This window comes from Lichenicoccus sp., assembly GCF_965277665.1.
Taxonomy (GTDB): domain Bacteria; phylum Pseudomonadota; class Alphaproteobacteria; order Acetobacterales; family Acetobacteraceae; genus Lichenicoccus.
Genome location: NZ_OZ255835.1, coordinates 108,262 through 135,215, shown reverse-complemented (window position 1 = coordinate 135,215; position 26,954 = coordinate 108,262). Strand labels below are relative to the sequence as shown.

The window sequence follows — 26,954 nt, the reverse complement described above, 5'->3', positions numbered from 1 at the left end:
CTGGCCGGCAAGGCCAAATCCGGGTTTTGCGGTGCAAAAGACGGCAATCTGGTTGCCTTGCCGCACCTGCACGTAATAGGACTACGTAATTGCGTAGCGTATGTCATGCGCTGGAAGGTCTGCCAATGTCATCTCCTCTCCCCGCGTCCCTGCTCGTCGCGCCCGGCGGCGAGATGACCGGGCGCACCCGTCGCTACGAGAAGCGCTACAGCGACCTCGATGGCCTGTTCCTGGACGAGGCCGCCTTCGCGTCGATCGCGCGAGCGCGCGGCAGCGACGTCGCCTACCGGGTCGACGAGTTCCGCCCCTCCGATCGGGCGGGCGACCTCATCTTCGGCACCAGCACGCTGTATCCGGGCAGGATCGGCCACGAGTTCATCTTTACCCGCGGCCACATCCATGCCGTGAGCGATCGACCGGAGATCTATTTCTGCCAGTCCGGCCATGGCGTCATGCTGATGGAGCTCGCCGACGGCAGCACCCGCGCCGAGGCGATGACGCCGAACGGCGTGGTCTATGTGGCGCCGCACTGGATCCATCGCAGCATCAATGTCGGCGACGAACCGCTCATCACCTTGTTCTGCTATCCGGCGGATGCCGGCCAGGACTACGAGATCATCGCCCGTGCCGGCGGCATGCGCGACCTGATCGTGGTGGACGGCGCCGGCGGCTGGAAGCAGGTGCCGAACCCGCGCTACCGACCGCGCACCACCGCCCCGGGGGCGGCGTGATGCAGCGTCCACTTCCGGCCACGGTGCCGACCCTGCATTTCATCGGCGTGAGCACCGGGCAGTCGTCGATCATGACGATCTTTCCGCGCTGGGCGGACGCACTCGGGCTCGGGACCTGCGCCATCAACGGCATCGACCTGCCGCTGCATGCGTCGCCGGAGGCGTATCGGGAGGTGGTGTCGTTCGTCCGCCGCGACCCGCGATCGGCGGGCGCGCTGGTCACGGCGCACAAGATCGACCTGCTGCATGCCGCGGCCGACCTGTTCGACGCACTCGACCCGCACGCCTTGTCCCTGCACGAGGTGAGCTGCCTGTCCAAGCGCGACGGACGGCTGATCGGCCATGCCAAGGACCCGATCTCGGCACGGCTTGCGCTCGATGCGATCGTGCCGCCCGGCCACTGGCGCGGTGCCGATGCCTTCCTGATCGGCGCGGGCGGTGCCACCACCGCCATCAGCTGGAACCTGATGCAGCGGCGCCACGGCGAGCGCCGGCCGCGCCGCATGATCGTGTCCGATGTCGACGAAGCGCGTCTGGACGGTCTGCGCCGGTTCCATGCCGGTCTCGGCAGCGACCTCGCGGTCGAGTACGTGCTGAGCCGGTCCAGCGTCCGGAACGACGAGATCCTGCATGACCTGCCGCCCGGCTCGCTGACGGTGAATGCGACCGGACTGGGCAAGGACCGGCCGGGATCGCCGCTCGGTCCGAACGCCCGGTTCCCGTCCGGCGGCCTGGTCTGGGAGCTCAACTATCGCGGCAACCTGCTGTTCCTTGATCAGGCCGAGGCGCAAGCGGCGGCGTCCGGGCTCGCGACCTTCGATGGCTGGAACTACTTCCTGCATGGCTGGACGCAGGTCATCGGAGAGGTCTTCGCGATCGACATCCCGTCGTCGGGTCGGGCGTTCGACGCCTTGTCGGCGCTCGCCGGCGGCGCGCCGCGCCGGCCGCGGACGAGATCGTGAACCGCATCCTGATCACGCCGCGCTCGCTGACCCGCAATCCGGATCCGGCGCTGCAGGCGCTGGAGGAGGACGGCTACGAACTGGTCTTCAGCCGGGCCGGCGAGACCCCGGACGAGGCGGCCCTGCTGGCGCTGCTGCCCGGCTGCGTCGGCTGGCTCGCCGGGGTCGAGCCGGTCAGCCCGCGCGTGCTGGAGGCAGCGCCCGGCTTGCGGGCGATCAGCCGCAACGGCACCGGCTCGGACAACCTGCCGGTGGAGGCGGCGCGGCGGCTCGGCATCAAGGTGCTACGGGCGGAGGGTGCCAACGCACGCGGCGTCGCGGAACTCGCCTTTGGGCTGGTGATGGCATCGCTGCGGCATATCCCGCAACAGAGCATGGCGCTGAAGCGTGGCCTCTGGGAGAGGCGGCCCGGGCTGGAGATCGAGGGCCGTACTCTCGGCCTGATCGGTTGCGGCGCCGTCGGGCGGCTGGTCGCGCGGTTCGCGCTGGCGCTCGATGCACGCGTGCGCGTGTACGATCCCTATCCGGACCAGGGCTTCACCCCGGGCGGCGATTTCGGCTGGGCGCCCTTCGAACAGGTGCTGGCGGAGGCGGAGATGTTGTCGCTGCACTGCCCGATGCCGACAGGCGGGACGGCGGTGCTCGACGCGGCCGCGATCCGGCGGATGCGTCAGGGTTGTGTTGTCGTGAACACGGCGCGGGCGGCGCTGGTGGACGAGGTGGCGATGCTGGCGGCGCTCGAGCGCGGCCGGATCGGCTTCTACTCGACGGACGTCTTCGTGGCCGAGCCGCCGATGCAATCGCCCCTGCTTGCGCATCCGCGGGTCATCGCGACGCCACATATCGGCGCGCTGACGGCCGAAAGCGTGCGGCGCGCGACCATCGCAGCGGTCACCAATCTGCGGCGCGCGCTGCGCGAGCCGCATCCGCCGTCATGAGGATCGACCGGCAGGCGTTGCCGGACGGGCTCGCCGGCTGGCTGGCCGAACCGAATGAAGGCGTGGCGCTGGCTTGGCTGGGGCAGGCGGGATTCGTGCTGCGCATCGGTGCGGCGGTGGTTCTGGTGGATCCGTACCTGTCCGACTCATTGGCCACGAAATACCGCGACACGCGGTTCCCGCATACGCGGATGATGCCGGCGCCGATCGCAGCGGACGCCGTCCCGCGTGTCGATCTCGTCGTCTGCACGCACCGCCACGGCGACCACATGGATCCGGATACCCTGCTTGTGCTGGCAGAGCGCCATCCGGACTGCCGCTTCGTGATCCCGGCGCCCGAGCAGCACCACGCCGTGGCGCTGGGGCTGAAGGCCCGGCGGCTGGTGTTGGCCGAGGCCGGGCAGGCACTGCGGCCGCTCCCGCAGACCGACCTGGTGCTGCGCCCGGTGCCGGCGGCGCACGAGCGGCTGCAGCAGGATGCGCGCGGACGGCACCATTTCCTCGGCTACGGCATCGAGGCACACGGCAGGCGGCTCTATCACAGTGGCGACTGCATCCCGTTTGCCGGGCTCGCCGCCCTGGTTCGAGCCTTGACTCCGGAGCTCGCGCTGTTGCCGGTGAACGGGCGCGACAGTGAGCGCGCGGCGGCGGGCGTGCCCGGCAACTTCACCCTGCACGAAGCGGTGGCGCTCTGTGGCGAGACCGGGATCGCGACGTTGATCGCGCATCATTTCGGGCTGTTTGCCTTCAATACCGCCGATCCCGCGGCAATCGACGCAATGGCGGCGCGCCAGGCCGAAGCCGGGTTGCGGCCTGGACTTCTGCGGCCCGACACGCGACATGCATTCCTGCTTGGCCGCGAAACGCCGGATGCCGGACGGTAGAGCAGCATGATGTATGCATCATGCTCTAGCGTGGCTCCCCGTCGCCCGAGGCGGAGCATCCACAGGTCAGCAGGAGCGCGATGTCGAGCGGAGAGGACAGGAGCGTTGCCGTCGCGGAGCGGCCGGCACCCTCGGGGCGCAACGTTCTCGAACTGATCCTGGTGCGGCTGCCGGAGCTCAGGAAGTCGGACCGACGGGTCGCCGAGCATATCCTGTCCGATCCGCAGGCGGCGCTGGTGGCGACCGTCGCCGAGACCGCGCGCCGCGCCGGGGTGAGCGAGCCGACGGTGATGCGGTTCTGCGCGGCGCTCGGGTTCGAGGGCTTCCAGGATTTCAAGATCAAGCTGGCGCACAGCGTAGCACTCGGCGTCCCGGCCACGCAGTCGGTGCTGGATGCGACCGACACGCCGCAGAAGCTGACCGACAAGGTGTTCGACTACACCATGACCAGTCTCGACTGGGCCCGCAGCCAGCTCGACCATGAGGCAGTGGCGCAGGCGATCGACCTGCTGGCTGCGGCGCGGCGCATCGAGTTCTTCGGCTTCGGCGCGTCATGGATCGTGGCAGCGGACGCGCAGCAGAAGTTCCCGCTGTTCGGCGTGCCGTGCGGCGTGCACTCCGACTCGCACCAGCAGTTCATCGCGGCCTCGATGATGCAGCCAGGCGACGTGGCGGTCGCGATCTCCAATACCGGCCAGACCTCGGCCCTGCTCGAAACCATGCGGGCCGCGCACGAGACGGGTGCGCGCGTGCTCGGCATTTCCGGGCGCGCCGGTCGCCGGATGAGCCGGTTGTGCGACCTGCTCCTGGTCATCGAGACGCTCGAGAACACCGACGTCTATACACCGACCATCTCCCGGCTGGCGGCGCTGGTGCTGGTCGACATCCTGGCGGTCGGGGTCGCGATGCGACGCGGCAGCGATCATCAGCAGCGTCTCGCCGCCATGAAGAAGAAATTGAGCGTCATGCGGTCACGTCACGCCGGACCAAGCGACGAGGAATGATCGCTTCCGGGCGAGTCCGGCGATGCGGGCGACGTCGCCGGCTTCGTGCAGGCCGGTTCACTGGCCCTCCACTCGGCTGCTTGACCCGGCCGTACAAGGAGGGCCGAGAACGACCTGAACACGGTGAACAGCATCAGTGCGCCTACGGCGATCAGGGCGGCATGCAGTAACCAGAAATGCGCACCGGATAGATCGGGCAGCAGTCCTCCCAGCGAGCCCGCAAGCAGGTTCGAGAGAAACAGGTTCAAGCCGTAGGCGTTCACGATCGTTGCCCCAAGGGCGCTGGGCGCGACGCGGGAGAACAGCGCCAGCCCGATCGGATAGATGTTGGCAAAACCAAACGAGTTGACCAGATGGAAGGCGAGCCCCCATTCCAGACCGATCGCGTGTCGGCCGCCATCCTGCCAGGCCGCAAGGGCAAGGATCAGGGGAGCGGTCGCCATTATCCCGGCTCCCATCGCCATTTTCGCGAGCTCGTGCGGTGCCGCGTGATGTCGCTCCCACCACCGCCAGAAGACCACCGAGACCAGTATGGTGACAACGCTGATCGCGGCGTCGATCGACAGGAGCCAGCTTGTCGGCATCCTGTGGCCGAAGAAGACGAGTTGGTAATTCTCTCTCGCCCAGATGAGATAGGCGTTGAAGAGCTGCGTGTTGCCGAGCAGGACCAGCGCCACGATCGGCAGCAGCAGCAGGAGCAGCAGCAAGACCTGGCGATCACCTGGTTTTAACTCGGAGGACCGACCGCTCTGCGGCAGGCGTCTGACAGGCGCCTCGGGCGGCAGGGTATGCCGGCCGGCAAGATAGACGATCAGGCCGATCAGCATGCCGCATCCTGCGGCGGCAAAGCCCCAGTGCCAGGCATAGGCCTCGCCGAGAGTGCCACAGATCAGCGGGGCCAGTATGACGGCCAGGCAGACCGCCATCGAGTAGATCTGGAAGGCGTCCGTGCGGCGGGGATCCGACGTCGCGTAGAGCGATCCGAGCTGTGCCTGGACGCATGCGCCGCAGCCCACGCCGCCGATCAGAAACAGCAGGGCCAGGAGAAAGCTCGCCTCGAAGGCAAGCAGGAAATGTCCGACCGTCATCAGCAAACAGCCCAGCAGGATCGTCCGGGTCCGTCCGATGCAGCGGTCGGACAGAATCCCGCCTGCAATCGGTGTGGCCCAGATCAGGGCGATGTAGAGCCCCATGATTGCGGAGGCGAGCGGCTCGCCTTGCAGATTCCCGTAAACCGGCCTGAGGAGCGCGAGCAGCGTGCTGAAGCCGATGATGTGTGCCGAATGGCCCGGGCGCAGCAGGTCACTCGTCATGTAGAGGATCAGGCACGCCTGGGTGCCGTACAGCGAGAAGCCGATCCAGCCTTCCGTGAAGGCGATGACCGCCAGGCCGCGTGGATGGCCGAAGAAGGCCGTGTCGGCGGCCGGGGCCTGAGGCGGTGCGGCAAGCTCGGCAGACATCATGGTGTGCAAGCGGTGCTCCCTGGATCCGGCTCCCCCGGGCCGCGCAGCCGGTTCTAACCGAGCTGCCGGCGCAGATCGTTGAGCGTGTTGCGAATGTGGCTCTGCACCAGCGCGTCGAGCCGACGCAGGTCGCGGCCGATCCAGCAGGCCAGGATCTCGCGATGTTCGGCATTGGCGCGGCTCTTGCGGCCATCGGGCTTGAGGTGAAGCCGGACATAGCGATCGGCGATGATGTTCAGCCGCTCGATCAGGGAAACCGTGAGGCGGCCGGCCCTGGGCTGGATCAGCGTCATGTGGAACAGACGGTTGTAGGTACCCTGTTCGAGGCTGCCTGCGCGAATCCTGGCTTCGAGTTCGAGTAGCGCCGCTTCCGCCATCTTGTGATCCGCCGACACAGCATGTCGGCTGCCGCGCACGACCGCATCAGGCTCGAGCTTCAGTCGCAACGCGAAGACCTCCTCCGCCTCCTCGGCCGACAGGAGCGAGACGACGTAGCCGCGATTGGCATGCGAACTGACGAGGCCATTCTGCTCCAGCCGGGTCAGCGCCTCGCGAAGCGGAATTTTGCTGATGCCGAGTTCAGCGGCTATCGTATCCTGCCGGATCGGTTCGCCGCCGACGAGGTTACCCGACAGGATCCGGTCGCGCATCAGGTCATGGATACGGTCACCGAGGGTCCGCACCTGCATGCGATTGAGGGCGGCGGTGGCGGCTAGCATGGAATATTGGTGTCCCTGGCGTGGCCCGAGGCCGGTCATAGCACCTGAAAACCTCTCCAGAACATGTCGTTCCGGTCGATCCAGATCGTATTGAAGCCGGTCGAGATCGCGGATCCCTCGATCAGCGGGACAATCGCGGGCATACCGGCAAGATCGGTTTCCTCGGCAATGATGCCGGTGAAGCGGCTATGAATGTAGCTCTGATGCAGGAACGGCTGACCGACCTTCAGTCGACCTCTGCTCCACAGATGCGCGAGGCGGGCCGAGGTTCCGGTTCCGCATGGGCTGCGATCAAGCGCCTTGTCGCCATAGAACACCGCATTGCGGCCATGCCCCGCATCGCCACCTGCATCCGCCCATAGCACGTGGCTGACCCCGGATATGGTCGGATCGAGCGGATGCACCGGCACGATTTTTTCCTGTACTCGCGCGCGCACCAGCGGGCTTAGCGCAAGCAGCCGGGGGGCGCCCATCGCATCGAGGCCGGCATAGCCCTCCTGGGGCTCCACGATCACGTAGAAATTCCCGCCATAGGCCACGTCGACGACCAGCGGCCCAAGACCGGGCACGTCGACCTCGATACCCGTAGCGGCGACGTAGGACGGCACATTGCGGACCGACACGGACGTCACCCGGCTCTCATCCTCCTGATAGGAGACCGAGATCAAGCCGGCCGGAACCTCCAGCCTGGCTCGACCCCGCTCGCGTGGCTGCAGCAGGCCGTGCTCGAGCGCGAACGTGACCAGACCGATGGTGCCGTGGCCGCACATCGGCAGGCAGCCGCTGGTCTCTATGAACAGGATGCCGGCATCCGTATCCTGCCGGGTTGGCGGATACAGGAAGCCGCCAGACATCATGTCGTGCCCGCGTGGCTCGAAGCAAAGGCCCGTGCGGATCCAGTCGAACCGGTCGATAAAGTCCTGTCGCCGCTCGCTCATGGAGCCGCCGCGTAGCAACGGCGCGCCGCCCGCCACCAGCCGCACCGGATTGCCTGCGGTATGACCGTCGATGCAGAAAAAGGTTTGCTTCATGGTCTTGCGAAGCCTCTGCGTGCGGAAGGCCCTCAGGGCGCCGAGAGCTCTGGCCGCGAGCTTGCAGCGGCTTGAACCATGGCGATCACTTCCGCCCGTCGCGCGCCTTCGAGCGGGTAACGAGGCGCACGCACCCGCTCGCTGCCCCGTTGCATCACCTGCTCGGCAAGCTTGATCGACTGGACCAGATCATGGTCCGCATCGAGGTGCAGCAGGGGCATGAACCAGCGATAGATGCGAAGCGCTCTGGGGAAATTGCCGCCTTGCACCGCCTGCAGCAACGCGACTGATTCTCGCGGAAAGGCACTGGTCAGCCCGGAGACCCAGCCCGCGGCCCCCAGCATCAGCGCCTCCAACGCCACGTCGTCGAGGCCTGCCATCAGGGTGAAGCGGTCGCCGAAGGCGTTGTGCAGGTCGGTGAAGCGGCGGGTATCCGCGGCACTCTCTTTCACCGCAACGATTGTTTCGACATCGGTGAGCCGCGCCAGCACGTCGATGGTGATATTTACCCGGTATGCGGTCGGGTTGTTGTAGAGCATGATCGGCAGGGAGGACGCCGCCGCCACATGTCGAAAATGCGCCTCCAGCTCATGCGGCTTCGGCACATAGACCATGGCCGGCAGCACCATGAGAGCGTCGGCGCCGATCCGCTCCGCGTTGCGCGCAAAAGCCGCGGCGCGCGGCGTCGTCAACTCCGATACGCCAACCACGATCGGGACACGCTTTGCTACCGCTTCGCACGCAGCGGCGATGACGCTCAGCTTCTCGTCCGGCTCCAGTGAGTTGTTCTCTCCGCAGGTGCCAAGAACGACGAGGCCATGTACCCCGTCTCGAACCAGCGCATCGAGAACGCCCTGGGTGGCTTCGAGATCGATCGAAAGATCCTGCCTGAACTGTGTGGTCGCGGCAGGGAACACGCCGAGCCAATGCATGGAAGATCGAACCTCGCTTGCACGTTGCGCTTTTTCGTTTACCGTATACGAAATTTTCCGGCAAGGGACAAACGCTGTCTGCCGGGCGTCATTCGGAACGGATCGTGATGGACACGCAACCCTCCCGCGCGCCGGCGCCCGTCATCGTCGTCGGCGGCGGGATCATCGGCAGGGTGTCGGCGTTGCGGCTGCGCGAGGCGGGTCTCGACGTGGTGCTGCTCGATCCTGACGTGGCGTCCTGCCCGGTCCCCGCCTCGACCGGCCTCGGTTCAGCCGATCCGGGCCTGGCGACCTCCGGCCCCGCGTCCTTCGGGAATGCCGGCCATATCGCCGTCGAGCAGGTGCGGCCGCTGACCAATCCGGCTTTTCTCCTCACCCTGCCGCGCCGTCTGTTCCTTGCCGGCGGGGCGCTCGACTTCGGCTGGCGACGTCCGGCAGCATGGCTGCCCTGGGCCGGTCGCGCTGCCGCCGCCTGCTTCAGAGCCAAGTCGGGTCAGCGCGCCCTGACCAGCCTCCTCGCCGACGCCATGCCCGCGTGGCAGCGGCTAGCTGCCGATCTCGGCGCGCCCGCGCTTGTCAGCAACGCCGGCCATCTCATGCTCTGGCACAAGGCGAGGCCGGGGGCAGCGGCGGCCGCGGGTTGGCAGCGAGCCGACACCGGTACGGCGCTCGCGGTATCGATGCGCGCACCCGAACTGGACCGCGTGGCGTCGCATCTGTCGGTCCGTCCGCCGATCGGGCTGCGCTTCGAGCACACCGGCCAGGTGCGGGATGTGGCCGAGACGATGCGGCGCCTGGGGGCGGCTCTTTGCTGCGCGGGCGTCCGGCGGATGCGCGTACGGGTCCGGCGTGTCGTGATGCGCGATGGGCGGCTCGGCGTCGAGCTGTCCGGACCCGCCGCCGGGGAGATCCTCTGGGCCGACAAGATCCTGATCGCTGCCGGCGTCGAGTCGAACCGGCTGCTGCGCGGGATCGGCATCCGGATGCCGGTGGTGGCGGAGCGAGGCTACCATGTCGAGTGGAGCCATGGCAGCGACTACGAGCTGCCACCGCTGGTGTTCGAGGAGCGCTCGCTCATCGTGACCCGCTTCGGCGCACGCCTGCGCGCCTCCTCCTTCGTCGAGTTCGACGCCGAGGACGCCCCTCCGGATCGTCGGAAGTGGGCCCGGCTGGAAGCGCACGTGCGCGCCCTTGGGCTGCCGGTCGCCTCCCCCTTCAGTCGCTGGGTCGGTGCCCGTCCGACGCTTCCCGACTACCTGCCGGCACTGGGTCACCTGCCGGGACTGGGGCGATGCCCTTCAGCAGCCGGCCTATTCGTCGCCTGCGGACACCAGCATCTCGGCCTGACCCTGGCGCCGCGCACCGCGGAGATCATCGCGGCCTTGATGACCGGGCAACACTCGCCCGTCGCGCTGACGCCGTTCCGTCCGGATCGCTTTGGACGAAGTCGGCTTCCCGGGCGAGCCGTCGGATTGCCCTATTCCGGGCGACCGCCGCGAAACTCAAGCCGATGCTGAGCGACCGGCCAGGGGCGCCGGACCCGCTTGCGCTGACGCGGCGGGCCTTGCTCAGGAGCGTGCCCACGACCGTGCTGGCGCCCGGCCTCGGGGCGGCAGCATCCGTGCCGCCCTGCGTCGCGCCGGTTCCGATGCAGGCCGTGCGGCTGTCGCCTTCGCCCTATCACGACGCGATGCTCGCCAACCGCGCCTACATGATGCGCCTGGAACCCGACCGCCTGTTGCACAACTATCGAGCGCAAGCCGGCCTGCCGCCCAAGGGCGCCGTCTATGGCGGGTGGGAGTCGGAAACGATCGCCGGGCACACGCTCGGTCACTACCTGAGCGCGCTTTCGCTGCTGCATGCGCAGACCGGCGACGCGCAGGCGCAGAGACGCGTCATCTACATCGTCTCCGAACTCGTCCTTTGCCAGCAGCAAACCCGGGGCCAGCAGCAAACCCCGGACGGCTATGTCGCCGGGTTCACGCGCAGCCGCGAGGGCCAGGTCGAGCCCGGGCGCGCGGTGTTCGCCGAGATTGCCAGCGGCCACATCCATTCCACCGGCTTCGGCCTGAACGGCGCCTGGTCGCCGCTCTACAACTGGCACAAGCTGCTCGCCGGTTTGCTCGACGCGCACCGCTTCTGCGGCAGCGGCGCTGCAATTGGCGTCTGCACCGGAATCGCGGGCTATCTCGGCGGCGTCTTCGACAGGCTCGACGTCGCGCAGATGCAGCAGGTGCTTGCCTGCGAGTACGGCGGCCTCAACGAGAGCCTGGCGGAGCTGTACCTGCGCACCGGAGACCGGCGCTGGCTGCGACTGGCCGAGCGCATCTACGACAGGGGCACGCTGGATCCGCTCGCTCGCGGCGAGGACAATCTCGGCAACCTGCACGCCAACACCCAGATCCCCAAGGTGATCGGCCTGGCCCACCTGCACGAGATCACCGGGCGTGCGGATTATGCGGTGGCGAGCCGGACATTCTGGTCGGCAGTGACGGAACACCACAGCTACGTCATCGGTGGCACCGGCGACCGCGAATACTTCACCGAAGCTGACACGGTGGCCAATTACGTCACCGAGCAGACGTGCGAGACCTGTGCCACCTACAACATGCTCAAGCTGACGCGCCAGCTCTATGCGGCAACGCCCCGCTCGTCGTTCTTCGACTATTACGAGCGCGCGCACCTCAACCACATCCTGGCGCAGCAGAACCCGCGCACCGGCATGTTCGCCTATATGACGCCGCTGATGTCCGGGTCCAGCCGTATCTACTCGTCGCCATTCGACGACTTCTGGTGCTGCGTCGGTACCGGAATGGAGAGCCACGGCAAGCATGGCGACTCGATCTACTGGCATGCCGGGCGCGATACGCTGCTGGTCAATCTCTTCATTCCCAGTCGGCTGGACTGGGAGGGGATCAAGCTGTCTCTCGAGACCGACTACCCGAACTCGGGCCTGATCACGCTCGGTGTGGCAGAGTGCGCCCGCCTGCTTCCCTGGACGCTGCGACTGCGCATACCGGCCTGGTCGAACCGCACGACAGCCCGCCTGAACGGCGAGTTCATCCCGATCAGACCGGATGCGGATGGCTATCTCACGCTCCGGCGCGCGTGGCGGCCCGGCGACTGGGTCGTGCTGGTCCTCGATATGCGGCTGCGTCTCGAATATGCGCCGGGTTCCGACGCGCTGGTGTCCATCCTGCGCGGACCGTCGGTGCTGGCCGCGGATCTGGGACCGGCGGCGACAGCTTTCGAGGGTGCGACGCCGGCGCTGGTTGGCATGGACGTACTGGCGCACGTGCGCCCTGTGCAGGATGGCACCGGCGGCTGGGCCGTCATGTGTCGTCCACAAGGCCTACCGCTGCGCGCCTTCACCCGGCAGCACGACCGGCGCAGCGCCGTCTATTTCCCGGTTCTGACCGAGGCGGCGTGGGCGGCCGAGCAGACGCTCCTGAAGGCTCGGAAGGCGCAGCTTCTGGCGATCGCGGCCGATGCGACGGACGTCTTCCGGGCCGGCGAGAAGCACTCCGAGCAGAGCCATGGGCTTCTGGCGGAAAGCTCCTATCCGGTTATGTATCGCGGCCGGAGCGGGCGGGATGCCAGATCGGGCGGGTTCTTCTCGTTTCGGATGCACACGCGGTCCATCCCGATCAAGCTGCTGGCGACATATTGGGGGGAAGAGCGCGACCACAGATTCCGCATCCTGGTGGAAGGCACCGAGATCGCGCTCGAACAGCTCGACGCGAGCCGGCCTGGCATCTTCTTCGATCGCGCATACGATGTTCCGCCGGCACTGACTGCAAGCAAGAACAGCATCCTGGTCCGCTTCGAGCCCCTGGCCGATCATTCCGCCGGGCCGGTGTTCGGCGTGACCTGCCTGCCGGCAAATACGGAGACGACGTTGTAATGGCCAGTGCTCACGCTCGACTGGACGCCCTTCGCGCGCACATGGCAGAACTCGGCCTGGATGGCTACGTCGTGCCTCGGAACGATGCGTTTCTTGGCGAGTACATTGCGCCCTCCGCCGAACGGCTGGCCTGGCTCACCGGCTTCACCGGCAGCGCCGGGACGGCAATCGTGCTGGCTGATCGCGCCGCACTCTTCACCGACGGCCGCTACATGCTGCAGATCGCCGAAGAGACGGATGGCGCGCTATGGGAGCATTGGCATCTTCACGAGCATCCGCCCGGACGCTGGCTGGATGCACTTGACCGCGCCGGGCTGCGGATCGGCTACGACCCGATGCTGCTGAGTGCCGCGCGGCTCGAGACGCTGACCGGAACATGGGGATGTCCGGTGCCGGTCGCCGGCAACCTTGTCGATGGCATCTGGACCGACCGACCGGCTCCCCCGACAGGCCCGGCCGTGGCGCAGCCGGAAGCCTGGACCGGACGCTCGGCCGACGCGAAGCGCGTGGCCCTTGCAGAGACGCTCCGGCGCGACGGGCAGGATGCCGTGATCCTGGCGGACCCGAGTTCGATCTGCTGGCTTTTCAACCTCCGCGGTACCGATCTGGCCCATACGCCCGTCTTGTTGGCGTATGCCCTGGTGCGTGCGGATGCGACCGCCACCCTCTTCGTCGATCCTGCCCGGATTGCCCCTGCGGTCCGGTCCGGACTCGGGCCGCAGGTGGATGTGGTGGAGGCCGCCCGCATGCAGGAGATGCTCGCTGCGCTGAGCGGCCAGCAGGTGCGGGTCGATCCGGAGCGCACGCCGCTCTGGTTCACGCAGACTCTCGAGCAGCACGGCGCCCGGCCAGTCAGGGCCCCGGACCCCTGCCTTCTGCCGCGCGCTTGCAAGACGCAGGCGGAACGGGACGGAATGCGTACCGCCCACCGGCTCGACGGCGCCGCCCTGTGCCGTTTCCTGCGCTGGGTCGAGACCGAGGGGATCGGCCGGACCGAGCTTGAGGTAGCCGATCAACTGCTGGCGCTGCGGATGCAATCGAGCGAGTGCGTCATGGCGTCGTTCGAAGCGATCTCGGCGACCGGTCCGAATGCGGCCCTGATGCACTATCACCCGAAAGCCGCAACCGCCGCCCGCCTTCAGGCGGGACAGCTCTACCTCATCGACAGCGGTGGGCAATATCCCGGCGGCACGACCGACGTCACGCGAACCGTCTGGCTTGGCGATGCCGTGCCGCCCGTATATCTGCGCGAACAGTTCACACGCGTGTTGCAGGGTCACATCCAGCTTGCAGAGGCAGTCTTTCCCGACGGGACCAGCGGACATCGTCTCGACAGTCTGGCACGGCTCGCCCTGTGGCGATCCGGCCTGGATTTCGATCACGGGGCGGGACATGGCCTGGGCAGTTTCCTGTCGGTGCATGAATGGCCGCTGGCCTTCACATCCAGACCGAGCGCGGAGCCGGTGCATGCCGGCATGGTCCTGACCAACGAGCCCGGCTACTACGAACCGGGCTCGCACGGTATCCGCCTGGAGAACGCGATGGAGGTCGTGCCCGCTTCGGTCGGTGCCAGGAACCGGCCGTTCCTGCGTTTCGAGCCGCTCACCCTGGTGCCGTTCCAGCGCCGGATGATCCTGCCGGCACTGCTGGACGACGCGGAGCGGCGCTGGATCGACAGCTATCACTCCCTGATCCAGACCCGCCTCTCGCCCATGCTGGATACAGGCATGACCGCCTGGCTGGAGGCGGCATGCTGCCCGCTCGCCGTCGTCTGAGGGAGAAGCCCTAGAACGCGCCCGGCTGCCGCCGGATCGTCGGATGCAAGATCGACGAAGCTGAGAGCATTCGGATAGGGCAATGCGCTCGGCTCCGTCATTCGCGTCTCAGACCGGCCGGTCGCCCTTGACCCAGAGCCGATGCATGGTGCGGATATACCGCGTGTCGTCGAACAACGTGCCGGTATGCAGGGTGCAGCGATTGTCCCACATCAGGATATCGCCGGCGTGCCATTTGTGGCGGTGCACGAAGCGCTCCTGCGTCAGGAACTCGACCAGCTCGTCCAGCAGAGCCAGATCCGACGGCTCGTCCTGTCCGAGGATCTCGACGACCGTTCCGGTGGACGGCCAGAGCGCCAGGCGGCCATCGGCGGGATGGGTGCGAACGAGCGGATGCACCACGTCCGGGTTCTCCCGCTTCTGCGCCTCGGTGAGTGTCGCACGGCCATGTTCACGGGTTGCCATGAAGTGGGCGTAGCTGTGATGCAGTTGCAGGTGTCCCAGTTCCGCCTTGCGCTGTTCGGCAAGCGCATCATAGGCGGCGCAACAGTCGGCCAGCAGCGTGTCGCTGCCTTCCGGCGGCACTTCCACCGCATACAGCATGGTGCACATCACCGGCTTCTCCTTGTAGGAGTAGTCGGTATGCCAGCCGACGCCGTCATTATGCGCGCCGATCGGCCGACCGTTCTCGATGCGGTTGGAAAGCACGAAGATCTCGGGATAACCGGGCAGCGTGAAGTGCCGGAGGCTGTGTCCCTCCGCCTCACCGAACAGTCGCACGAAACGCATGAGGTCGTCGGGTGTCATGGTCTGGTTGCGCAACAGGATCGCACCGTGGCGGTGGAACGCCTCGACCACGCCGGCCATGGTGACAGGATCGGCGTGCGCCGCGTCGACGCCATGGATTACCGCGCCGAAGCCCGGCTGCATCGGCGAGATTGAGATACTGGCCGAAGCGGTCTCTGCCTGCATGTCCGCGAACTCCTGCTCTGGTCGAAGCAGGCTACGGCCATCCAGCGCCGGGCGCTTGCCTCAAGGCGTCCGGTCTTTAGCATGAGCCCGAACAAGTGCCGTGCGTCCTGATGCCCGTGCGTCCTGATGCCCGTGCGTCCTGATGCAAGACTCGCGCCGGGACGCTGCATAGGCTTTGCCTTTGTGGAGCAAGCAGGAGCCGTGAACCATGGCGAGAATGCCGGTCGTGTTCTTCGGGCATGGCAGCCCGATGATCGCCCTCGAGACCAACGCCACCACGCGCCGCTGGGCCGCGACCGCCGCGCGGATCGAGCGGGAGTATGGCCGTCCGAGGGCAATCCTGTGCATCTCTGCGCACTGGATGACGCAGGGGATCGCGGTGACGGCGATGGCGGCGCCGAGGACCATCCACGATTTCGGCGCCTTCCCGCAGACCCTGTTCGACGTGCAATACCCGGCGCCGGGCGACCCGGCGCTGGCGGCGCGGGTGCGCGATCTGATCGCACCGATGCCGGTCGCCCTGGACCACAGCGAGTGGGGTCTCGATCACGGCACCTGGTCGGTCCTGTGCAAGGCTTACCCGAACGCCGACATGCCGGTGGTGCAGTTGAGCATGGATGCAAGTCGCGACGCGGGCTATCATTATGATATCGGACGCCGCCTGCTGCCACTCCGCGACGAGGGGGTGCTGATCGTCGGGACCGGCAATATCGTGCACAACCTGCGTCGCATGGACTTTTACAACCGCAACGCCGCGCCCTTCGACTGGGCGATGCGCTTCAACGACCATGTCCGCAACGCGATCCTGACCGACACACCGGGATCCGCAATAGAGTACGCGGCGCTCGGCCGGGACGCACAGGAGAGCGTGCCGGACCCGGACCATTACTGGCCGCTGCTCTACGTCCTCGGCGCACGCGACATTGGGGACGCCGTCGAATTCGGACCGGACCACATCGAGCACGGGTCGCTGAGCATGACCAGCATCCTGCTGGCACCGAGCGTGCATTAAACCGGGCGTGCATTAGCATGCCTCCGTCGCGTCCACCCGTCCCCGTCCAGCCGGAGGCCCCATGGCCCTGATCTGCCATTCCGCGGAACGTCGCTCCGAGACCCTGCCGGGCGCGCTGCATAGCCTGCGCGCCAGTCCAGAGACCGTGCACTGGGGCTACTTCGATCCCGCTCTCGCGCCCGCCCTGACCATACGCAGCGGCGATCTGGTGCAGGTACAGGCGGTCACGCATCACGCCGGGGATGCGCCGGACCTGATGATGGACGACAGCATCGCGCGGATCTTCCGTGAGGTTCCGGAAGCCGACCGCACTCCCGGCGTCCATATCATGACCGGTCCGATCGCGATCGGGGATGCGCGACCCGGCGACATGCTGGAAGTACGCTACCTGCGCATGACGCCGCGCTCGCGCTACGGCTCCAACCTCGCCGCCAACTGGGGCTATCTCTACAAGGAGTTCGACGAGAGGGAGCGCGTTACCATCTACGAGCTCGACGAGAACGCGCACACCGCGAGCGCCGTCTATGCCTACGACTTCCCCGGCAAGTATGTGGTTCCGGGCACCATCACGCGCTGCCCGGAATGCGACCGCGAGAAGGCGCTGGAAGGCATCCGGGTGCCGGTACGGCCGCATCTCGGCACGGCCGGAGTGGCGCCGGACAGTCCCGGCCGCACCAGCACCATCCCGCCCGGACGACACGGCGGCAACATCGACAACTGGCGCATCGGCGCAGGCGCGACGATGTACTATCCCGTGCAGGTCGACGGCGCACTGTTTTCCGTCGGCGATCCGCACATCAGCCAGGGCGACGGCGAGATTTCCGGCACCGCGATCGAGGCATCGCTCGACGTTCTGATGCAGATCGTGCTGCGGCGCGACTTCACCTTCAACTCGCCGTTGCTGGAGACCCCGAAGCACTGGATCGTTCACGGCTTCCACGAGGATCTCAACCAGGCGATGCGGAACGCGTCCGTCGACATGCTCGACCTGCTCACGAACCATCGCCGCCTGAGCCGCAACGACGCCTACTCGCTGATGAGCGTCGCTGCGGATTTCGGCGTGACGCAGGTGGTCGACGGGCGCCAGGGTGTGCATGTCCGCATCGACCGAGGGATCTTCCCGCGCATGACTTAGCGGGAAGATGGTCCTGGCCGCAATGGCCGGAGCGTCCTCGCACTGCCGCAGCATCTCCGCCTGCGGGAACGCCAGCGCGGGACGCCTGGTTCCGCCGGGCGCCTGACACCCGGAACCGCGCTTGCGGCCTGGTTCGTCGGGATCGCGACGACGATCGGTACGACACGATTCCGGACCTGCCGCTATTTTGTACTTTCCGCGTCACCCATGTCTAAACTCCGTGCAATTTTCGAGGACTGTTGGTGCGGTTCGGTGTCTCGATCAAACAAAAGTGCCTCAGGTCATAGTCCGGTCGGAAGGCACTGCCCTAAAAAGGGTCTTGACGGGCCGTGAGCCTGTCCGGCTGGAGCGCCGCGATGTGCAGCCGCGCATTGGGTTCACCCTCGCCCGAAAGGTTGACCATGCCAGCATCACTCAGGACAATGTCAGGCGCACTGGCCATTCCCGGCCTCTGCGTCGGAATGATCGGCCATCCGGACGCGGCGGCAGCCCAGACTACAGCGCCCCAGACTACAGCGCCCCAGACTACAGCGCCCCAGACTATAGCGCCCCAGACCAAAGCGCCGTCCAGTGCGAAACAGCAGGCAGCGCCGAGTGCCGGCACCACAACCAAGGGCAGCAACAAGCCGGCGCCGGGCGGCGGCATCGAGCAGGTCACGGTGACGGCACTCAGACAGCGGTCGACCCTGCAGAAGGCGCCCGCTGCCATCACCGCGGTCACCAGCACCACGCTCGACAAGTCCAACATCAACAACGCGGCCGGGCTGAACGGGGAGGTTCCGGGCCTGACGGTCACCAGGGCCGCCGGCTTCGAGAACCTGGTCAATATCCGCGGCGTCGGGTCGTCGACTCCGGAGAATGCGCTGACGACGCAGCCTGGCGTGGCGTTCTTTGTCGACGGGGTCTATCTCGCGAATTCGATCTCGCTGGATCAGACGTTTTTCGATATCGATCGCGTCGAGGTGCTGCGTGGCCCGCAGGGCAGCCTGTACGGGCAGAGTTCGACCGGCGGCGTGATCAACCTTGTGACCAATCAGCCGACATTGGGTGTCTATAGCGGCAAGGCAGACTGGGGGATCGGCAACTACAACCTGTTCCAGGAACGGGCCGAAGTGAACGTGCCATTGTCCGACACGGTAGCGGTGCGGCTGTCGTTCCAGAAATACGACCATGACGGCTTTGGCCAAGCCATCGACCCGCCGATTGCCGGATATCAGCTCGACGACGCTCACGACATTAGCGGCAAGGTCGCCCTGTTGTGGAAGCCGTCCGACAACTTCTCCGCGACGTTCAGTGCCCAGTGGTATCGTGCGGAACAGGACGGAGCGGAACAGAAGGACATCCTGGATCCCGAGGCCAACCCGCGGCTCGTGAACCAGGATTACCCGGGGCAGTTCAACCTCGACACCTCCCTCTACCACATCAACCTTGCCTGGACGCTGCCGTTCGGAACGCTGACATCTGTCACCGGGTACCAGCATCTCTACAACGACCAGTCGGAGGACAGTTCGCGCCTGTCCTATGCAATTCTCCACTCGTATGACGACGTCGCGGCCTGGAACACCGGGATCGACAGCTATTCCGAGGATCTCAGCGTTGCCACGCTGCCTGGAGGACGGATCGACGCCGTGGCGGGCATCTTCCTGCTCACGACCCGCAGCAACCAGTTCGTATCGGAGCTTGAGGGCACCAATCCAAACCCGGACCTGTCGACCGGCACCGACATCGAGACCAACCCACCGTCCAACCTGGGTTACGGCAACGTCACCGCGGTCACCCGGGATACGGCGGCCGGCTACGCGCAGGCGACACTGCATATCACGAACGCGCTACGCCTGACCGGCGGCGTCCGCTACAATGTCGATCACTACAACGCGTTCGATGATAATTTCTCCGCGTTCAGTGCCAGCAAGGCGAACACGACCTACACCACCGAACGCCCGACCGGAAACGTCAACCTCCAGTACGACCTGACGCCGCGGAACCTGCTCTATGGGAGCGTGACCGAGGGCTACAAGCCGGGTGGTGTCAACGGCAACGCCGACGCTAAGGTGGTTGGCCTGACGTTTGCTCCCGAGGGCATCACTTCGTTCGAGATCGGCTCCAAGAACCGGCTGCTCCAGGACCACCTGATCCTGAACCTGGCTGGCTTCTTCTATGACTACCGCAACATGCAATATATCGAGAACGATCCGTATCCATATGCCTACGGCATTGCCAACGTGCCCAACACGCATGTCTGGGGCGGTGAGGCGGAGGCCAGCTACCGCATGCTCGAGGGACGGCTGCGCTTCAACGGGCAGTTCAGCCTCGAGAACGGCGAGGTCATCGGCAACTACAAGGCAATCGACTCGGCCACCACCACCTCGGTCTATGCCAGTAGCCCCGCCTGCGCCTATGGCGGCCAGTATTACAACCCCGGATGCTGGGCCGCGGTGGAAACTGCCGCCAAGAACATCAAGGGCACCCTGCCGCCCGATCTGCCGCGGGTGCAGGGCGAGATCAACGTGGAATACACGATGCACGTCGGTCCGGGTGCGCTGCTGTCGCGCGCCGAGTTTGTCTATCGGGGCACGGAGGTCGCCCGGGTGTTCAACGATGCCGGCATCGACTCGGTGCCGTCCTATCCGTTGTACAACCTGTATTTCAGCTACAAGCCGGACCATACACGCTGGCTCGTGTCAGTGGCCCTCACCAACCTTGGCAACGTGGCCGGCGTGACCTCGCGCTACACCGATCCGTATGGTACCGCACAGACGAGTAACGAATATATCCCGCCGTTCCAGGCCATCGGCAGGATCAGCTACTCGTTCTGATCATCGGTTTTGCGCCGGAACCCTGATCGGCCGCGGCAGGCGGCTCGCCTGGCCTGGCCGGCCCGGATTCTGCATCGACCTGGGCATCGGCCCGCTGCGTATTCCGCCACGCCCGCGGCGTGGTGTCGTACTGCTCGCGGAAGGCCCGGCTGAAATGCGCGGCGTCGTTGAAACCCCAGCGAAAGCAGATCTCGGATATGGACAGATGCGCCTGCAGCGGACTGCCGAGGTCGGCCTTGCAACGTTCCAGTCGGCGGACCCGTACGTAGTGTCCGAAGCTCTGGTCGCCCAGTTCGAACAGCTTCTGCATGTTGCGCGGAGAGATGCCCTGCTGCTTGGCGACCTTGGTCAGGCTGAGCTCAGGGTCGCCCAGTTCCGCCTCGATGGTCTGGCAGATGCGATGGAACAACGCGATCCGGACGCTCGAGGCAGCCCGCACCGGATTCGATGCCACATCGCCCAGGACCGCCCCGATCAGGAACTCGGAGATTGCAAGTTCGAGCGGGCGCAGATGGCTGGCGGTCAGGTCCTCGAGCGTGTTGGCGAGTGCTGCCAGCATCCCGGCGAAGATCTGCTTGATGCCGCTCTGCCGCGGCAACACGCCGACGCGCACGGGGGCAGGACCCAGCAGACGCGGATGCAGTGCAAGGCGAGGCAAGCGGATATACAGCAGCGAGAAATCGACCGGCAGCGACAGCGCGCTGTCGGTCGCGACCGGACCGAACGCGATGTCACCGGGCTGCAGCGCGATCGGGGCACCATCACCGCGCAGCGTGCCCTCGCCCTTCAGCAACTGCGCTAGCCAGATGCCGTCCGGCTGCTTTGCGTAGCGCCCGGAAATTTCCTGCGGGCCGGCATCGAGGCGAGCCATTTCGATGCCAAGCGGCGAAACGAGGCACGTCACACGGCCGGCAATCTCGCCGCCGTTCGCCAGTGGGCGCGATGCGGGCAGCGACAGCCGGCCCAGCACATCCTGCCAGAGGGCAAGCCGCTCGGCCGGATCGCGGACATGCCCCTGCGACTCAATGTCGAACTTCCAAGCCTTCATGACCTGATCCGCGCCAGCATGCTACGGACGCTACCCTGGGAACGACCGCAGCCGCCACCTCAAGGGACCTGGCCCATGCTAACCTTCCGGTCCGCCGCCGTCCGCCGGCACGGGTTCTCCCGGTCATGACCCCTGTCCTTCCGGAGTTGAACCCTCTTTCGCCGGCAGTGATGGCCGAGGCCGCCTCCGCCGCGCGGACCCTGCTGCTGGTGATCGACATCCAGGTGGATTTCGCGAGCCCGCACGGCGCGATGGGCCGGTGCGGCCTTGACCTGTCCGGCGTCGAGACGATGATCGACCGCACCCAGACGCTGGTCGCTGCGGCGCGCGATGCCGGTGTGCCGGTCGGGTTCGCCCGTGTCGTGACAGCGCCCGAGACGGACCCCCGCGCGCTTCGCCTGTTGCACGCGCGCACCGGACGCGACGCGTCCGCGGCCGCGATCTGCCGCGAAGGCACCGCGGGCGCGGACTACTACCGGCTACGGCCGCAACCCGGCGATCTGGAGATCGCCAAGCGGCTGTACTCCTGCTTCGTCGGCACCGAACTGGCCGACTTCCTGGCTGCGCGCGGCATCGACACGCTCGTCGTCGCCGGCATGACGACCGAATGCTGTGTCGACAGCACGGTGCGCGACGCCTTCCATCGAGATCTCAACGTCTTTGTCGCAGCCGACGCCTGTATCGCCTACAGCGAGGCTGCGCACGTCCATGCGCTGGCCGCCCTGGGCTCCAGTTGCGCGGTGCTGGTGGCGAGCGATACCGTGTTGGCCGGGTGGGCGTACAGGGGCTGACGTCGGCATCCGCACTGATCCCTCTCACATCTGCCTCATTGCTAGGCAGCGGCGAACTGAAATTCCGGCGCGATCAAGCAGCGGACGCGCTGGGGCAAGAGCCGGAGCGCCAGCGTGTGTGACACTCGCACGGCGCTGGAGCGCCGGAAGCCCCTGGAGGTTCGAAGGTCGCTGGAGCTGGAAGTCCAAGAAAAATCCGGCCGCGACCACCGTCCCGGTCGCCGCTGCAGCCGACATGGTGCGGATCACAGGGAGTGGCACATGCAGAATCGGTGGACCGTCCTCAGCGCCTTGTCGCTGGCGTTCTTCTTCGTGACCGCTACCACCTTCACCTCTCTCGCCGTCGTCCTGTTCACCATGTGCGCGAAGCTGCACTGGTCGTTGGCGGAGGCAGGCTTCAGCTTCTCGCTGCTCGGCCTGGCCTGCGGCCTGTCGAGCCCGCTGCCGGCGGTGGTGATCCGCTGGATCGGGCCGCGATGGACCGCGACCGGCGGATGTCTGCTCATGGCGGCGGCGTTCCTGATCGCTTCCGTCTCCCGCGGGATCATGGAATTCTTCGTGGCCATCATTCTGATGGGCACCGCCTTCAGCCTGGTGGCGCCGGTGCCTGGCATGTTCCTGGTGCCGCGGTGGTTTGCCGACCATGCGCCAAGGATCGTCGGCTTCTACTTCATGGGTGGCTCCGCCGGCGGTGTGCTCGGGCCGATCCTGGTCAATGCCAGCGTCGCCTGGACCGAGAACTGGCGCTTGCACTGGGCGCTTATGGCGGGCGCGGCCGTCGTGCTGGCGGTCATCTGCGCCTGCCTGGTGCGCGATCGCAGCGAGCAGGCGGTCGCCGCGGAGTCTGCCGCGGTGCACGCGGCGCCGGTACCAAGCTGGACCACGCGCAGCGCCATGCTGACGCGGCCCTTCCTGGTCACCGCCTTCGCGATGGCCGTCGTGCAGACCGCGCTCACGGTTCTGAACAGCTCGCTGGTCGCGCACATGCACCTGCTTGGCGCCACCACCAGCTCCGGTGCGATGGCCATCGGGCTGGTGGCTCTGGCCGGCACCCTTGCCAAGGGGGGCGCCGCGGCTTTGACGGAGCGGATCCACCCGCTGCAGATGCTCATCGCCAGCCTGGCACTGAACGGGATCGCGCTGGCGCTGTTCGGGCTGTCACGGTCGATCCCGCTCAATTTCCTGGCCGCCGGACTTTTCGGCGTTGGCTGGGGCACGTCGTGGCTGAGCGCGCACCTGCTGCTGCTGCGCCGCTTCGGGCGCGTCGTGACGCCGGCCCTGGTCGGGGTGGCGACCGGCATCACCACGGTGGCCGTGATCGGGCCGTCGGCGGCCGGCCTCGTCGCCGATCGCACCGGCAGCTTCTCGCCGATCTTCCTGGTGGTGAGCGGGCTGTGCCTGGTGGCCCTGATCCCGGCCATCCTTCTGCGTCGCGAGCCCGGCATGTCCCTGCGTGCCAAGGTCGCCGACGATGGCCTGCCCGCCGGCCAGCTTGGCCGACCCTGAGGAGCCGCTCGCCGGTCGGCCTGGCCTGCATCCAGTATGCGATGGAATAAAAATCATGGATACGCTGCTTCAGCCGACCGCGTTCGGCCTGCCATCCGATACCGGCGGCAAGGATCTCGGCATCTTCATGCCGATCGCCAATGGCGGCTGGATCCTGTCCTCGACCACGCCGGTGATCGACGGCTCCTACGAGTACAATCGAACGGCCGCGCTGCTGGCCGAGGAGATCGGCCTCGACTTCATCATGTCGATGGCCAAGTTCCGCGGCTATGGCGGCCGCACCGAGCACTGGCACTGCGCGCTGGACAGCCTGGTGCTGATGTCTGCCCTGGCGGCGCAGACCGAGCGGGTGCGCATCTGGACCACCTTCCACACCCTGCTGCAGAACCCCGCGGTCGCCGCCAAGATGATCGCGACGCTGGACCACGTGAGCCATGGCCGCGTCGGCCTCAACGTCGTGCCGGGCGCCTACAAGGGCGAGTTCGCCCAGATGGGGGCGTGGCCGCAGGATATCGGCCATGACGAGCGCTACGACTTGGCAACCGAATGGCTGCGCGACATCAAGCGGCTCTGGACCGAACCATCGGTCACCGCGCATGGCCGCTACTTCACCCTCGAGGACTGCCAGTCCTTCCCGAAGCCGGTGCAGACCCCGCGCCCGTTCATCGTCGCGGCCGGCATGTCGGAGCGCGGCATGCGCTTCGCCGTCGAGGAGACCGACGCGATTTTCATCGGCGGCCGCGATGACGACGAACTCCGCAGCGTCAGCCTGCGCGCCAAGGACCTTGCCCGCCAGGCCGGCCGGCACCTGCGCACCTATGCCATGCTGATCCTGATCATCGAGGACAGCGACGCGGCCGGGGATGCCACCGTAGCCCGTTTCCGCGAGGGCTTCGACGAGGGCGCGTTCCAGGGCATGCTGCGGTCCTACGGGATGATCGATGCAGAGATCGGACGCGAGAACGCGTTCACCGCCCGGGCCCGCACCGGCATCACCGGGCCCTATGTGGCGGGCAGTCCGGACACGGTCACGCGCCGAATGACGCAGATGATGGAGCGCTGCGACCTCGACGGCATGATGCTGATCTTTCCGGACTACAAGCTCGGCCTGCGCCGCTTCGGCGACGAGATCCTGCCGGCGCTGCGCAAGCGCTTCCTGACCACGGTCGCCGCCTGATGCCGGACGACCTGCTCACCCGCATCGATGCGGCCCTGGATGCGCAGGAACTGCAGGCGCTGGTCCTGGAACTGAGCAACATTCCCTCCAGCCAGGGCCGGGAGGAACAGGCCGGACACTACGTGTTCGACTGGATGGCGCGCGAGGGCTTCGGTCCGCGCAAGGTGGCCGCGGTACCGCACCGCTTCAGCGTGGTCGGCTCCTATGGCGGCTTCGGCCGACGCGGCTCCGCCCGCGACCTGCTGTTCAGCTCGCATCTCGACACCGAGGGTCCGATGGGTGACCGCCACGACGCCTGGCGCGAGCGGCCCGACACCCCTCCGCCGGAGCTGAACCGCATCGAGGACGGAACCTTCATCGGGGCGGCGATCGCCAATGATCGCGGCCCGATGAGCTGCTTCCTGATGGCCGCCAAGGCGCTGCGGACCGCCGGGATCCGCCTCGCCGGCCAGATGATCCTCACCGCCTGCCCGGGCGAGATCGGTCCGGACCCGGTCGAGGAGCTGGAGGGTGTGGCCAATTCCGGCAAGGATGTGGGCGCGCTGTACATGCTGCACCATGGCGGCGTGGCGCCGGACTACATGATCGCCGCCGAGGGCACCGATTTCGGCGTCACCTCCGTCGGCAGCGGCTATGCGATCTTCCGCATTCGCCTGTTCGGAGAGGAGGCCTACACCCCGATCCTGGACAGCCCCGCCGACCCGCGCGCCCACCCCAATCCGATCTACCATCTGGGCGCGGCGATCGCCGCGCTGAACCACTGGGGACGCCAGTACGAGCACGCGCACCGCTACGAGAGCGCCGGCGGCATCGCCGTCCCCAAGGTGCAGATCGGCGCCGTTCGCGCCGGCGTGCCGCACGCCATCGGCGGGGGCACCGCGGTCTGCGCCCTCTATGTCGAGGTCGGGCTGACGCCGGCGAGCCGTCTGCAGGCGGTGCGACGCGAAATCGGCGAGACCCTGGAACAGGCCGGCTTCTCGGATTTCGACCTGCAGCCGATGACGGTACGCAATGCCTTCGCCGCCGACGAGGCGCAGGTGCGGCCACTGCGGCAGGCATTGGGCAACGCGCTGCAGACGGTGCGCGGCGAGACGTTGCGCATCGCCAGCCCGGTCTATTCGTCGATGTGGCGCGACCATAACGTGTTCAACATGAACCGCGTGCCAGCGGTCACCATGGGGCCGCCACGGCACCGGCCGACCCTGCATGACCTGGTCGACTGCGCCCGTCTCTACGCCATGACCGCCATCGAGATCTGCGGCGTCGCGGCACCCCAAGAAAACAGCTGACCGGAGAGCCTTTGATGGAGGGCCTATGATGCTGACCCGACCCGATGCGTCCATCACCGTGCACCCGCTGACGCGGCGCATCGGCGCCGAGATCCACGGCATCGACCTGTCGCAGCCGCTCACGGCAGCGCGGCTCGAGGCGCTGCACGACGCGCTGATGCGGCACCAGGTGATTTTCTTCCGGGACCAGACATTGAGCCATGACGACCACAAGCGGCTCGGTCTGGCGTTTGGCCGGCTTGCCATCCATTCCGGGGTGGCGGGGCTGCCCGACCATCCCGAGATCGTCGCCATCCATGCGGATGCGAACTCCAAGTTCGTCGCCGGCGAGACCTGGCACACCGATCTCAGCTGTGACGCCGAGCCGCCGATGGGCAGCATCCTTTCTCTGCATAGGGTGCCGGAGAACGGCGGCGACACCATGTTCGCCAGCATGTACGCGGCCTACGACGCATTGTCGCCGCGCATGAAGACCTACCTCGAGGGGCTGACCGCGACCCACGATGCCGAGCACGTTTACCGGCCGATCACCAACGACCCGACCAAGCGCTTTCCCTGCAACAGCCATCCGGTGGTGCGGACACATCCGATCACCAGGCGCAGGTGCCTCTACGTGAACTCGTCCTACGTCACCAAGATCGACCAGTTGCCGAAGCCGGAAAGCGACGCGATCCTGCACTTCCTCTACGTCCATTGCATGAACCCGAACTTCCAGGTGCGTTTTCGCTGGGAGGCCGGCTCGATCGCCTTCTGGGACAATCGCTGCACCCAGCACCAGGCGATCTGGGACTATTTTCCGGACGTCCGTTCCGGATACCGCGTGACGGTCGCCGGCGATCGGCCAGTCTGAGCGGCGGCCGACCCC

22 protein-coding genes are annotated in these 26,954 nt (G+C 66.9%); 16 read left to right on the top strand and 6 right to left on the bottom strand.

Annotated elements, in window-relative coordinates:
- Nucleotides 1-125 precede the first annotated feature (125 nt).
- From ACQY4O_RS00625 to ACQY4O_RS00605, 5 genes are all read left to right on the top strand, one after another.
- Nucleotides 126-731: a glucose-6-phosphate isomerase gene (locus ACQY4O_RS00625; protein ID WP_428374325.1), complete on the top strand. Its 606-nt coding sequence runs from the start codon at nt 126-128 to the stop codon at nt 729-731.
- Nucleotides 731-1,693, top strand: a complete 963-nt coding sequence (locus ACQY4O_RS00620; protein ID WP_428374324.1) for a shikimate dehydrogenase family protein — start codon at nt 731-733, stop codon at nt 1,691-1,693. Before ACQY4O_RS00625 ends, ACQY4O_RS00620 begins: the two co-directional genes overlap by 1 nt.
- On the top strand, nt 1,690-2,631 hold the full coding sequence (locus tag ACQY4O_RS00615; RefSeq protein ID WP_428374323.1) for a phosphoglycerate dehydrogenase: 942 nt from the start codon (nt 1,690-1,692) through the stop codon (nt 2,629-2,631). Before ACQY4O_RS00620 ends, ACQY4O_RS00615 begins: the two co-directional genes overlap by 4 nt.
- Nucleotides 2,628-3,515, top strand: coding sequence for an MBL fold metallo-hydrolase (locus ACQY4O_RS00610; RefSeq protein WP_428374322.1), 888 nt, complete (start codon nt 2,628-2,630; stop codon nt 3,513-3,515). Before ACQY4O_RS00615 ends, ACQY4O_RS00610 begins: the two co-directional genes overlap by 4 nt.
- Before the next feature lie 80 nt (nt 3,516-3,595).
- Nucleotides 3,596-4,519, top strand: coding sequence for an SIS domain-containing protein (locus tag ACQY4O_RS00605; RefSeq protein ID WP_428374321.1), 924 nt, complete (start codon nt 3,596-3,598; stop codon nt 4,517-4,519).
- On the opposite strand, the gene ACQY4O_RS00600 is transcribed toward ACQY4O_RS00605, so the two are convergent.
- From ACQY4O_RS00600 to ACQY4O_RS00585, 4 genes are read right to left on the bottom strand one after another with little or no spacing between them, the layout of a single operon-like run.
- Nucleotides 4,492-5,982, bottom strand: a complete 1,491-nt coding sequence (locus tag ACQY4O_RS00600; RefSeq protein WP_428374320.1) for a peptide MFS transporter — start codon at nt 5,980-5,982, stop codon at nt 4,492-4,494. The genes ACQY4O_RS00605 and ACQY4O_RS00600 overlap by 28 nt on opposite strands.
- A 53-nt stretch (nt 5,983-6,035) precedes the next feature.
- Nucleotides 6,036-6,740: a GntR family transcriptional regulator gene (locus ACQY4O_RS00595; RefSeq protein WP_428374319.1), complete on the bottom strand. Its 705-nt coding sequence runs from the start codon at nt 6,738-6,740 to the stop codon at nt 6,036-6,038.
- Nucleotides 6,737-7,732 (bottom strand): 4-hydroxyproline epimerase, encoded by a 996-nt coding sequence (locus ACQY4O_RS00590; protein WP_428374318.1) that lies wholly within the window; start codon nt 7,730-7,732, stop codon nt 6,737-6,739. The genes ACQY4O_RS00595 and ACQY4O_RS00590 overlap by 4 nt, the downstream gene beginning before the upstream one ends.
- Nucleotides 7,733-7,764: 32 nt before the next feature.
- The gene (locus ACQY4O_RS00585; protein WP_428374317.1) at nt 7,765-8,664 is read right to left on the bottom strand and encodes a dihydrodipicolinate synthase family protein; all 900 of its coding nucleotides are present in this window, start codon (nt 8,662-8,664) and stop codon (nt 7,765-7,767) included.
- A gap of 107 nt (nt 8,665-8,771) precedes the next feature.
- On the opposite strand from ACQY4O_RS00585, the gene ACQY4O_RS00580 reads away from it, so the two are divergent.
- Genes ACQY4O_RS00580 through ACQY4O_RS00570 form a run of 3 tightly spaced genes read left to right on the top strand, consistent with a single transcriptional unit; the run spans nt 8,772 to nt 14,343 of the window.
- Nucleotides 8,772-10,181 carry an NAD(P)/FAD-dependent oxidoreductase gene (locus ACQY4O_RS00580; protein WP_428374316.1) on the top strand — a complete coding sequence of 470 codons (1,410 nt, stop codon included), beginning with the start codon at nt 8,772-8,774 and terminating at the stop codon, nt 10,179-10,181.
- Between the two features lie 59 nt (nt 10,182-10,240).
- Entirely contained in the window at nt 10,241-12,568 is a 2,328-nt protein-coding gene (locus tag ACQY4O_RS00575; protein WP_428374315.1) for a glycoside hydrolase family 127 protein, read from the top strand.
- On the top strand, nt 12,568-14,343 hold the full coding sequence (locus ACQY4O_RS00570; protein WP_428374314.1) for an aminopeptidase P family protein: 1,776 nt from the start codon (nt 12,568-12,570) through the stop codon (nt 14,341-14,343). The genes ACQY4O_RS00575 and ACQY4O_RS00570 overlap by 1 nt, the downstream gene beginning before the upstream one ends.
- 108 nt (nt 14,344-14,451) lie before the next feature.
- Here the strand turns inward: ACQY4O_RS00570 and ACQY4O_RS00565 are convergent, their stop codons facing one another.
- Complete coding sequence (locus ACQY4O_RS00565; protein WP_428374313.1) at nt 14,452-15,315, bottom strand: TauD/TfdA dioxygenase family protein; 864 nt, start codon at nt 15,313-15,315, stop codon at nt 14,452-14,454.
- Nucleotides 15,316-15,523: 208 nt separating this feature from the next.
- Here ACQY4O_RS00565 and ygiD point away from each other — a divergent pair, with 208 nt between their 5' ends.
- The 3 genes from ygiD (at nt 15,524) to ACQY4O_RS00550 (ending at nt 20,278) form a co-directional block, all read left to right on the top strand.
- Nucleotides 15,524-16,327, top strand: a complete 804-nt coding sequence (gene ygiD, locus ACQY4O_RS00560; protein WP_428374312.1) for a 4,5-DOPA dioxygenase extradiol — start codon at nt 15,524-15,526, stop codon at nt 16,325-16,327.
- 61 nt (nt 16,328-16,388) lie between these two features.
- Complete coding sequence (locus ACQY4O_RS00555) at nt 16,389-17,462, top strand: acetamidase/formamidase family protein (protein ID WP_428374311.1); 1,074 nt, start codon at nt 16,389-16,391, stop codon at nt 17,460-17,462.
- Between the two features lie 422 nt (nt 17,463-17,884).
- The gene (locus tag ACQY4O_RS00550; protein ID WP_428374310.1) at nt 17,885-20,278 is read left to right on the top strand and encodes a TonB-dependent receptor; all 2,394 of its coding nucleotides are present in this window, start codon (nt 17,885-17,887) and stop codon (nt 20,276-20,278) included.
- Here ACQY4O_RS00550 and ACQY4O_RS00545 read toward each other — a convergent pair.
- Nucleotides 20,262-21,326: a helix-turn-helix domain-containing protein gene (locus ACQY4O_RS00545; protein ID WP_428374309.1), complete on the bottom strand. Its 1,065-nt coding sequence runs from the start codon at nt 21,324-21,326 to the stop codon at nt 20,262-20,264. The genes ACQY4O_RS00550 and ACQY4O_RS00545 overlap by 17 nt on opposite strands.
- A 170-nt stretch (nt 21,327-21,496) precedes the next feature.
- Here ACQY4O_RS00545 and ACQY4O_RS00540 point away from each other — a divergent pair, with 170 nt between their 5' ends.
- From ACQY4O_RS00540 to ACQY4O_RS00520, 5 genes are all read left to right on the top strand, one after another.
- On the top strand, nt 21,497-22,117 hold the full coding sequence (locus tag ACQY4O_RS00540) for an isochorismatase family cysteine hydrolase (RefSeq protein WP_428374308.1): 621 nt from the start codon (nt 21,497-21,499) through the stop codon (nt 22,115-22,117).
- Nucleotides 22,118-22,378: 261 nt separating this feature from the next.
- Nucleotides 22,379-23,623 carry a CynX/NimT family MFS transporter gene (locus ACQY4O_RS00535; RefSeq protein ID WP_428374307.1) on the top strand — a complete coding sequence of 415 codons (1,245 nt, stop codon included), beginning with the start codon at nt 22,379-22,381 and terminating at the stop codon, nt 23,621-23,623.
- Nucleotides 23,624-23,678: 55 nt separating this feature from the next.
- Entirely contained in the window at nt 23,679-24,800 is a 1,122-nt protein-coding gene (locus ACQY4O_RS00530) for an LLM class flavin-dependent oxidoreductase (protein ID WP_428374306.1), read from the top strand.
- Nucleotides 24,800-26,089, top strand: a complete 1,290-nt coding sequence (locus ACQY4O_RS00525; RefSeq protein ID WP_428374305.1) for a peptidase M20 — start codon at nt 24,800-24,802, stop codon at nt 26,087-26,089. Before ACQY4O_RS00530 ends, ACQY4O_RS00525 begins: the two co-directional genes overlap by 1 nt.
- A gap of 25 nt (nt 26,090-26,114) precedes the next feature.
- Entirely contained in the window at nt 26,115-26,939 is an 825-nt protein-coding gene (locus tag ACQY4O_RS00520; RefSeq protein ID WP_428374304.1) for a TauD/TfdA dioxygenase family protein, read from the top strand.
- Nucleotides 26,940-26,954 lie beyond the last annotated feature (15 nt).

Coding starts and splice junctions, on each gene's coding strand:
- ACQY4O_RS00545 (WP_428374309.1), bottom strand. CDS start 21,326: ATGAAGGCTTGGAAGTTCGACATTGAGTCGCAGGGGCATGTCCGCGAT.
- ACQY4O_RS00570 (WP_428374314.1), top strand. CDS start 12,568: ATGGCCAGTGCTCACGCTCGACTGGACGCCCTTCGCGCGCACATGGCA.
- ACQY4O_RS00605 (WP_428374321.1), top strand. CDS start 3,596: ATGTCGAGCGGAGAGGACAGGAGCGTTGCCGTCGCGGAGCGGCCGGCA.
- ACQY4O_RS00550 (WP_428374310.1), top strand. CDS start 17,885: ATGTCAGGCGCACTGGCCATTCCCGGCCTCTGCGTCGGAATGATCGGC.
- ACQY4O_RS00530 (WP_428374306.1), top strand. CDS start 23,679: ATGGATACGCTGCTTCAGCCGACCGCGTTCGGCCTGCCATCCGATACC.
- ACQY4O_RS00565 (WP_428374313.1), bottom strand. CDS start 15,315: ATGCAGGCAGAGACCGCTTCGGCCAGTATCTCAATCTCGCCGATGCAG.
- ACQY4O_RS00535 (WP_428374307.1), top strand. CDS start 22,379: ATGCAGAATCGGTGGACCGTCCTCAGCGCCTTGTCGCTGGCGTTCTTC.
- ACQY4O_RS00540 (WP_428374308.1), top strand. CDS start 21,497: ATGGCCGAGGCCGCCTCCGCCGCGCGGACCCTGCTGCTGGTGATCGAC.
- ACQY4O_RS00595 (WP_428374319.1), bottom strand. CDS start 6,740: ATGACCGGCCTCGGGCCACGCCAGGGACACCAATATTCCATGCTAGCC.
- ACQY4O_RS00620 (WP_428374324.1), top strand. CDS start 731: ATGCAGCGTCCACTTCCGGCCACGGTGCCGACCCTGCATTTCATCGGC.
- ACQY4O_RS00610 (WP_428374322.1), top strand. CDS start 2,628: ATGAGGATCGACCGGCAGGCGTTGCCGGACGGGCTCGCCGGCTGGCTG.
- ACQY4O_RS00600 (WP_428374320.1), bottom strand. CDS start 5,982: ATGATGTCTGCCGAGCTTGCCGCACCGCCTCAGGCCCCGGCCGCCGAC.
- ACQY4O_RS00590 (WP_428374318.1), bottom strand. CDS start 7,732: ATGAAGCAAACCTTTTTCTGCATCGACGGTCATACCGCAGGCAATCCG.
- ACQY4O_RS00625 (WP_428374325.1), top strand. CDS start 126: ATGTCATCTCCTCTCCCCGCGTCCCTGCTCGTCGCGCCCGGCGGCGAG.
- ACQY4O_RS00580 (WP_428374316.1), top strand. CDS start 8,772: ATGGACACGCAACCCTCCCGCGCGCCGGCGCCCGTCATCGTCGTCGGC.
- ygiD (WP_428374312.1), top strand. CDS start 15,524: ATGGCGAGAATGCCGGTCGTGTTCTTCGGGCATGGCAGCCCGATGATC.
- ACQY4O_RS00585 (WP_428374317.1), bottom strand. CDS start 8,664: ATGCATTGGCTCGGCGTGTTCCCTGCCGCGACCACACAGTTCAGGCAG.
- ACQY4O_RS00520 (WP_428374304.1), top strand. CDS start 26,115: ATGATGCTGACCCGACCCGATGCGTCCATCACCGTGCACCCGCTGACG.
- ACQY4O_RS00555 (WP_428374311.1), top strand. CDS start 16,389: ATGGCCCTGATCTGCCATTCCGCGGAACGTCGCTCCGAGACCCTGCCG.
- ACQY4O_RS00525 (WP_428374305.1), top strand. CDS start 24,800: ATGCCGGACGACCTGCTCACCCGCATCGATGCGGCCCTGGATGCGCAG.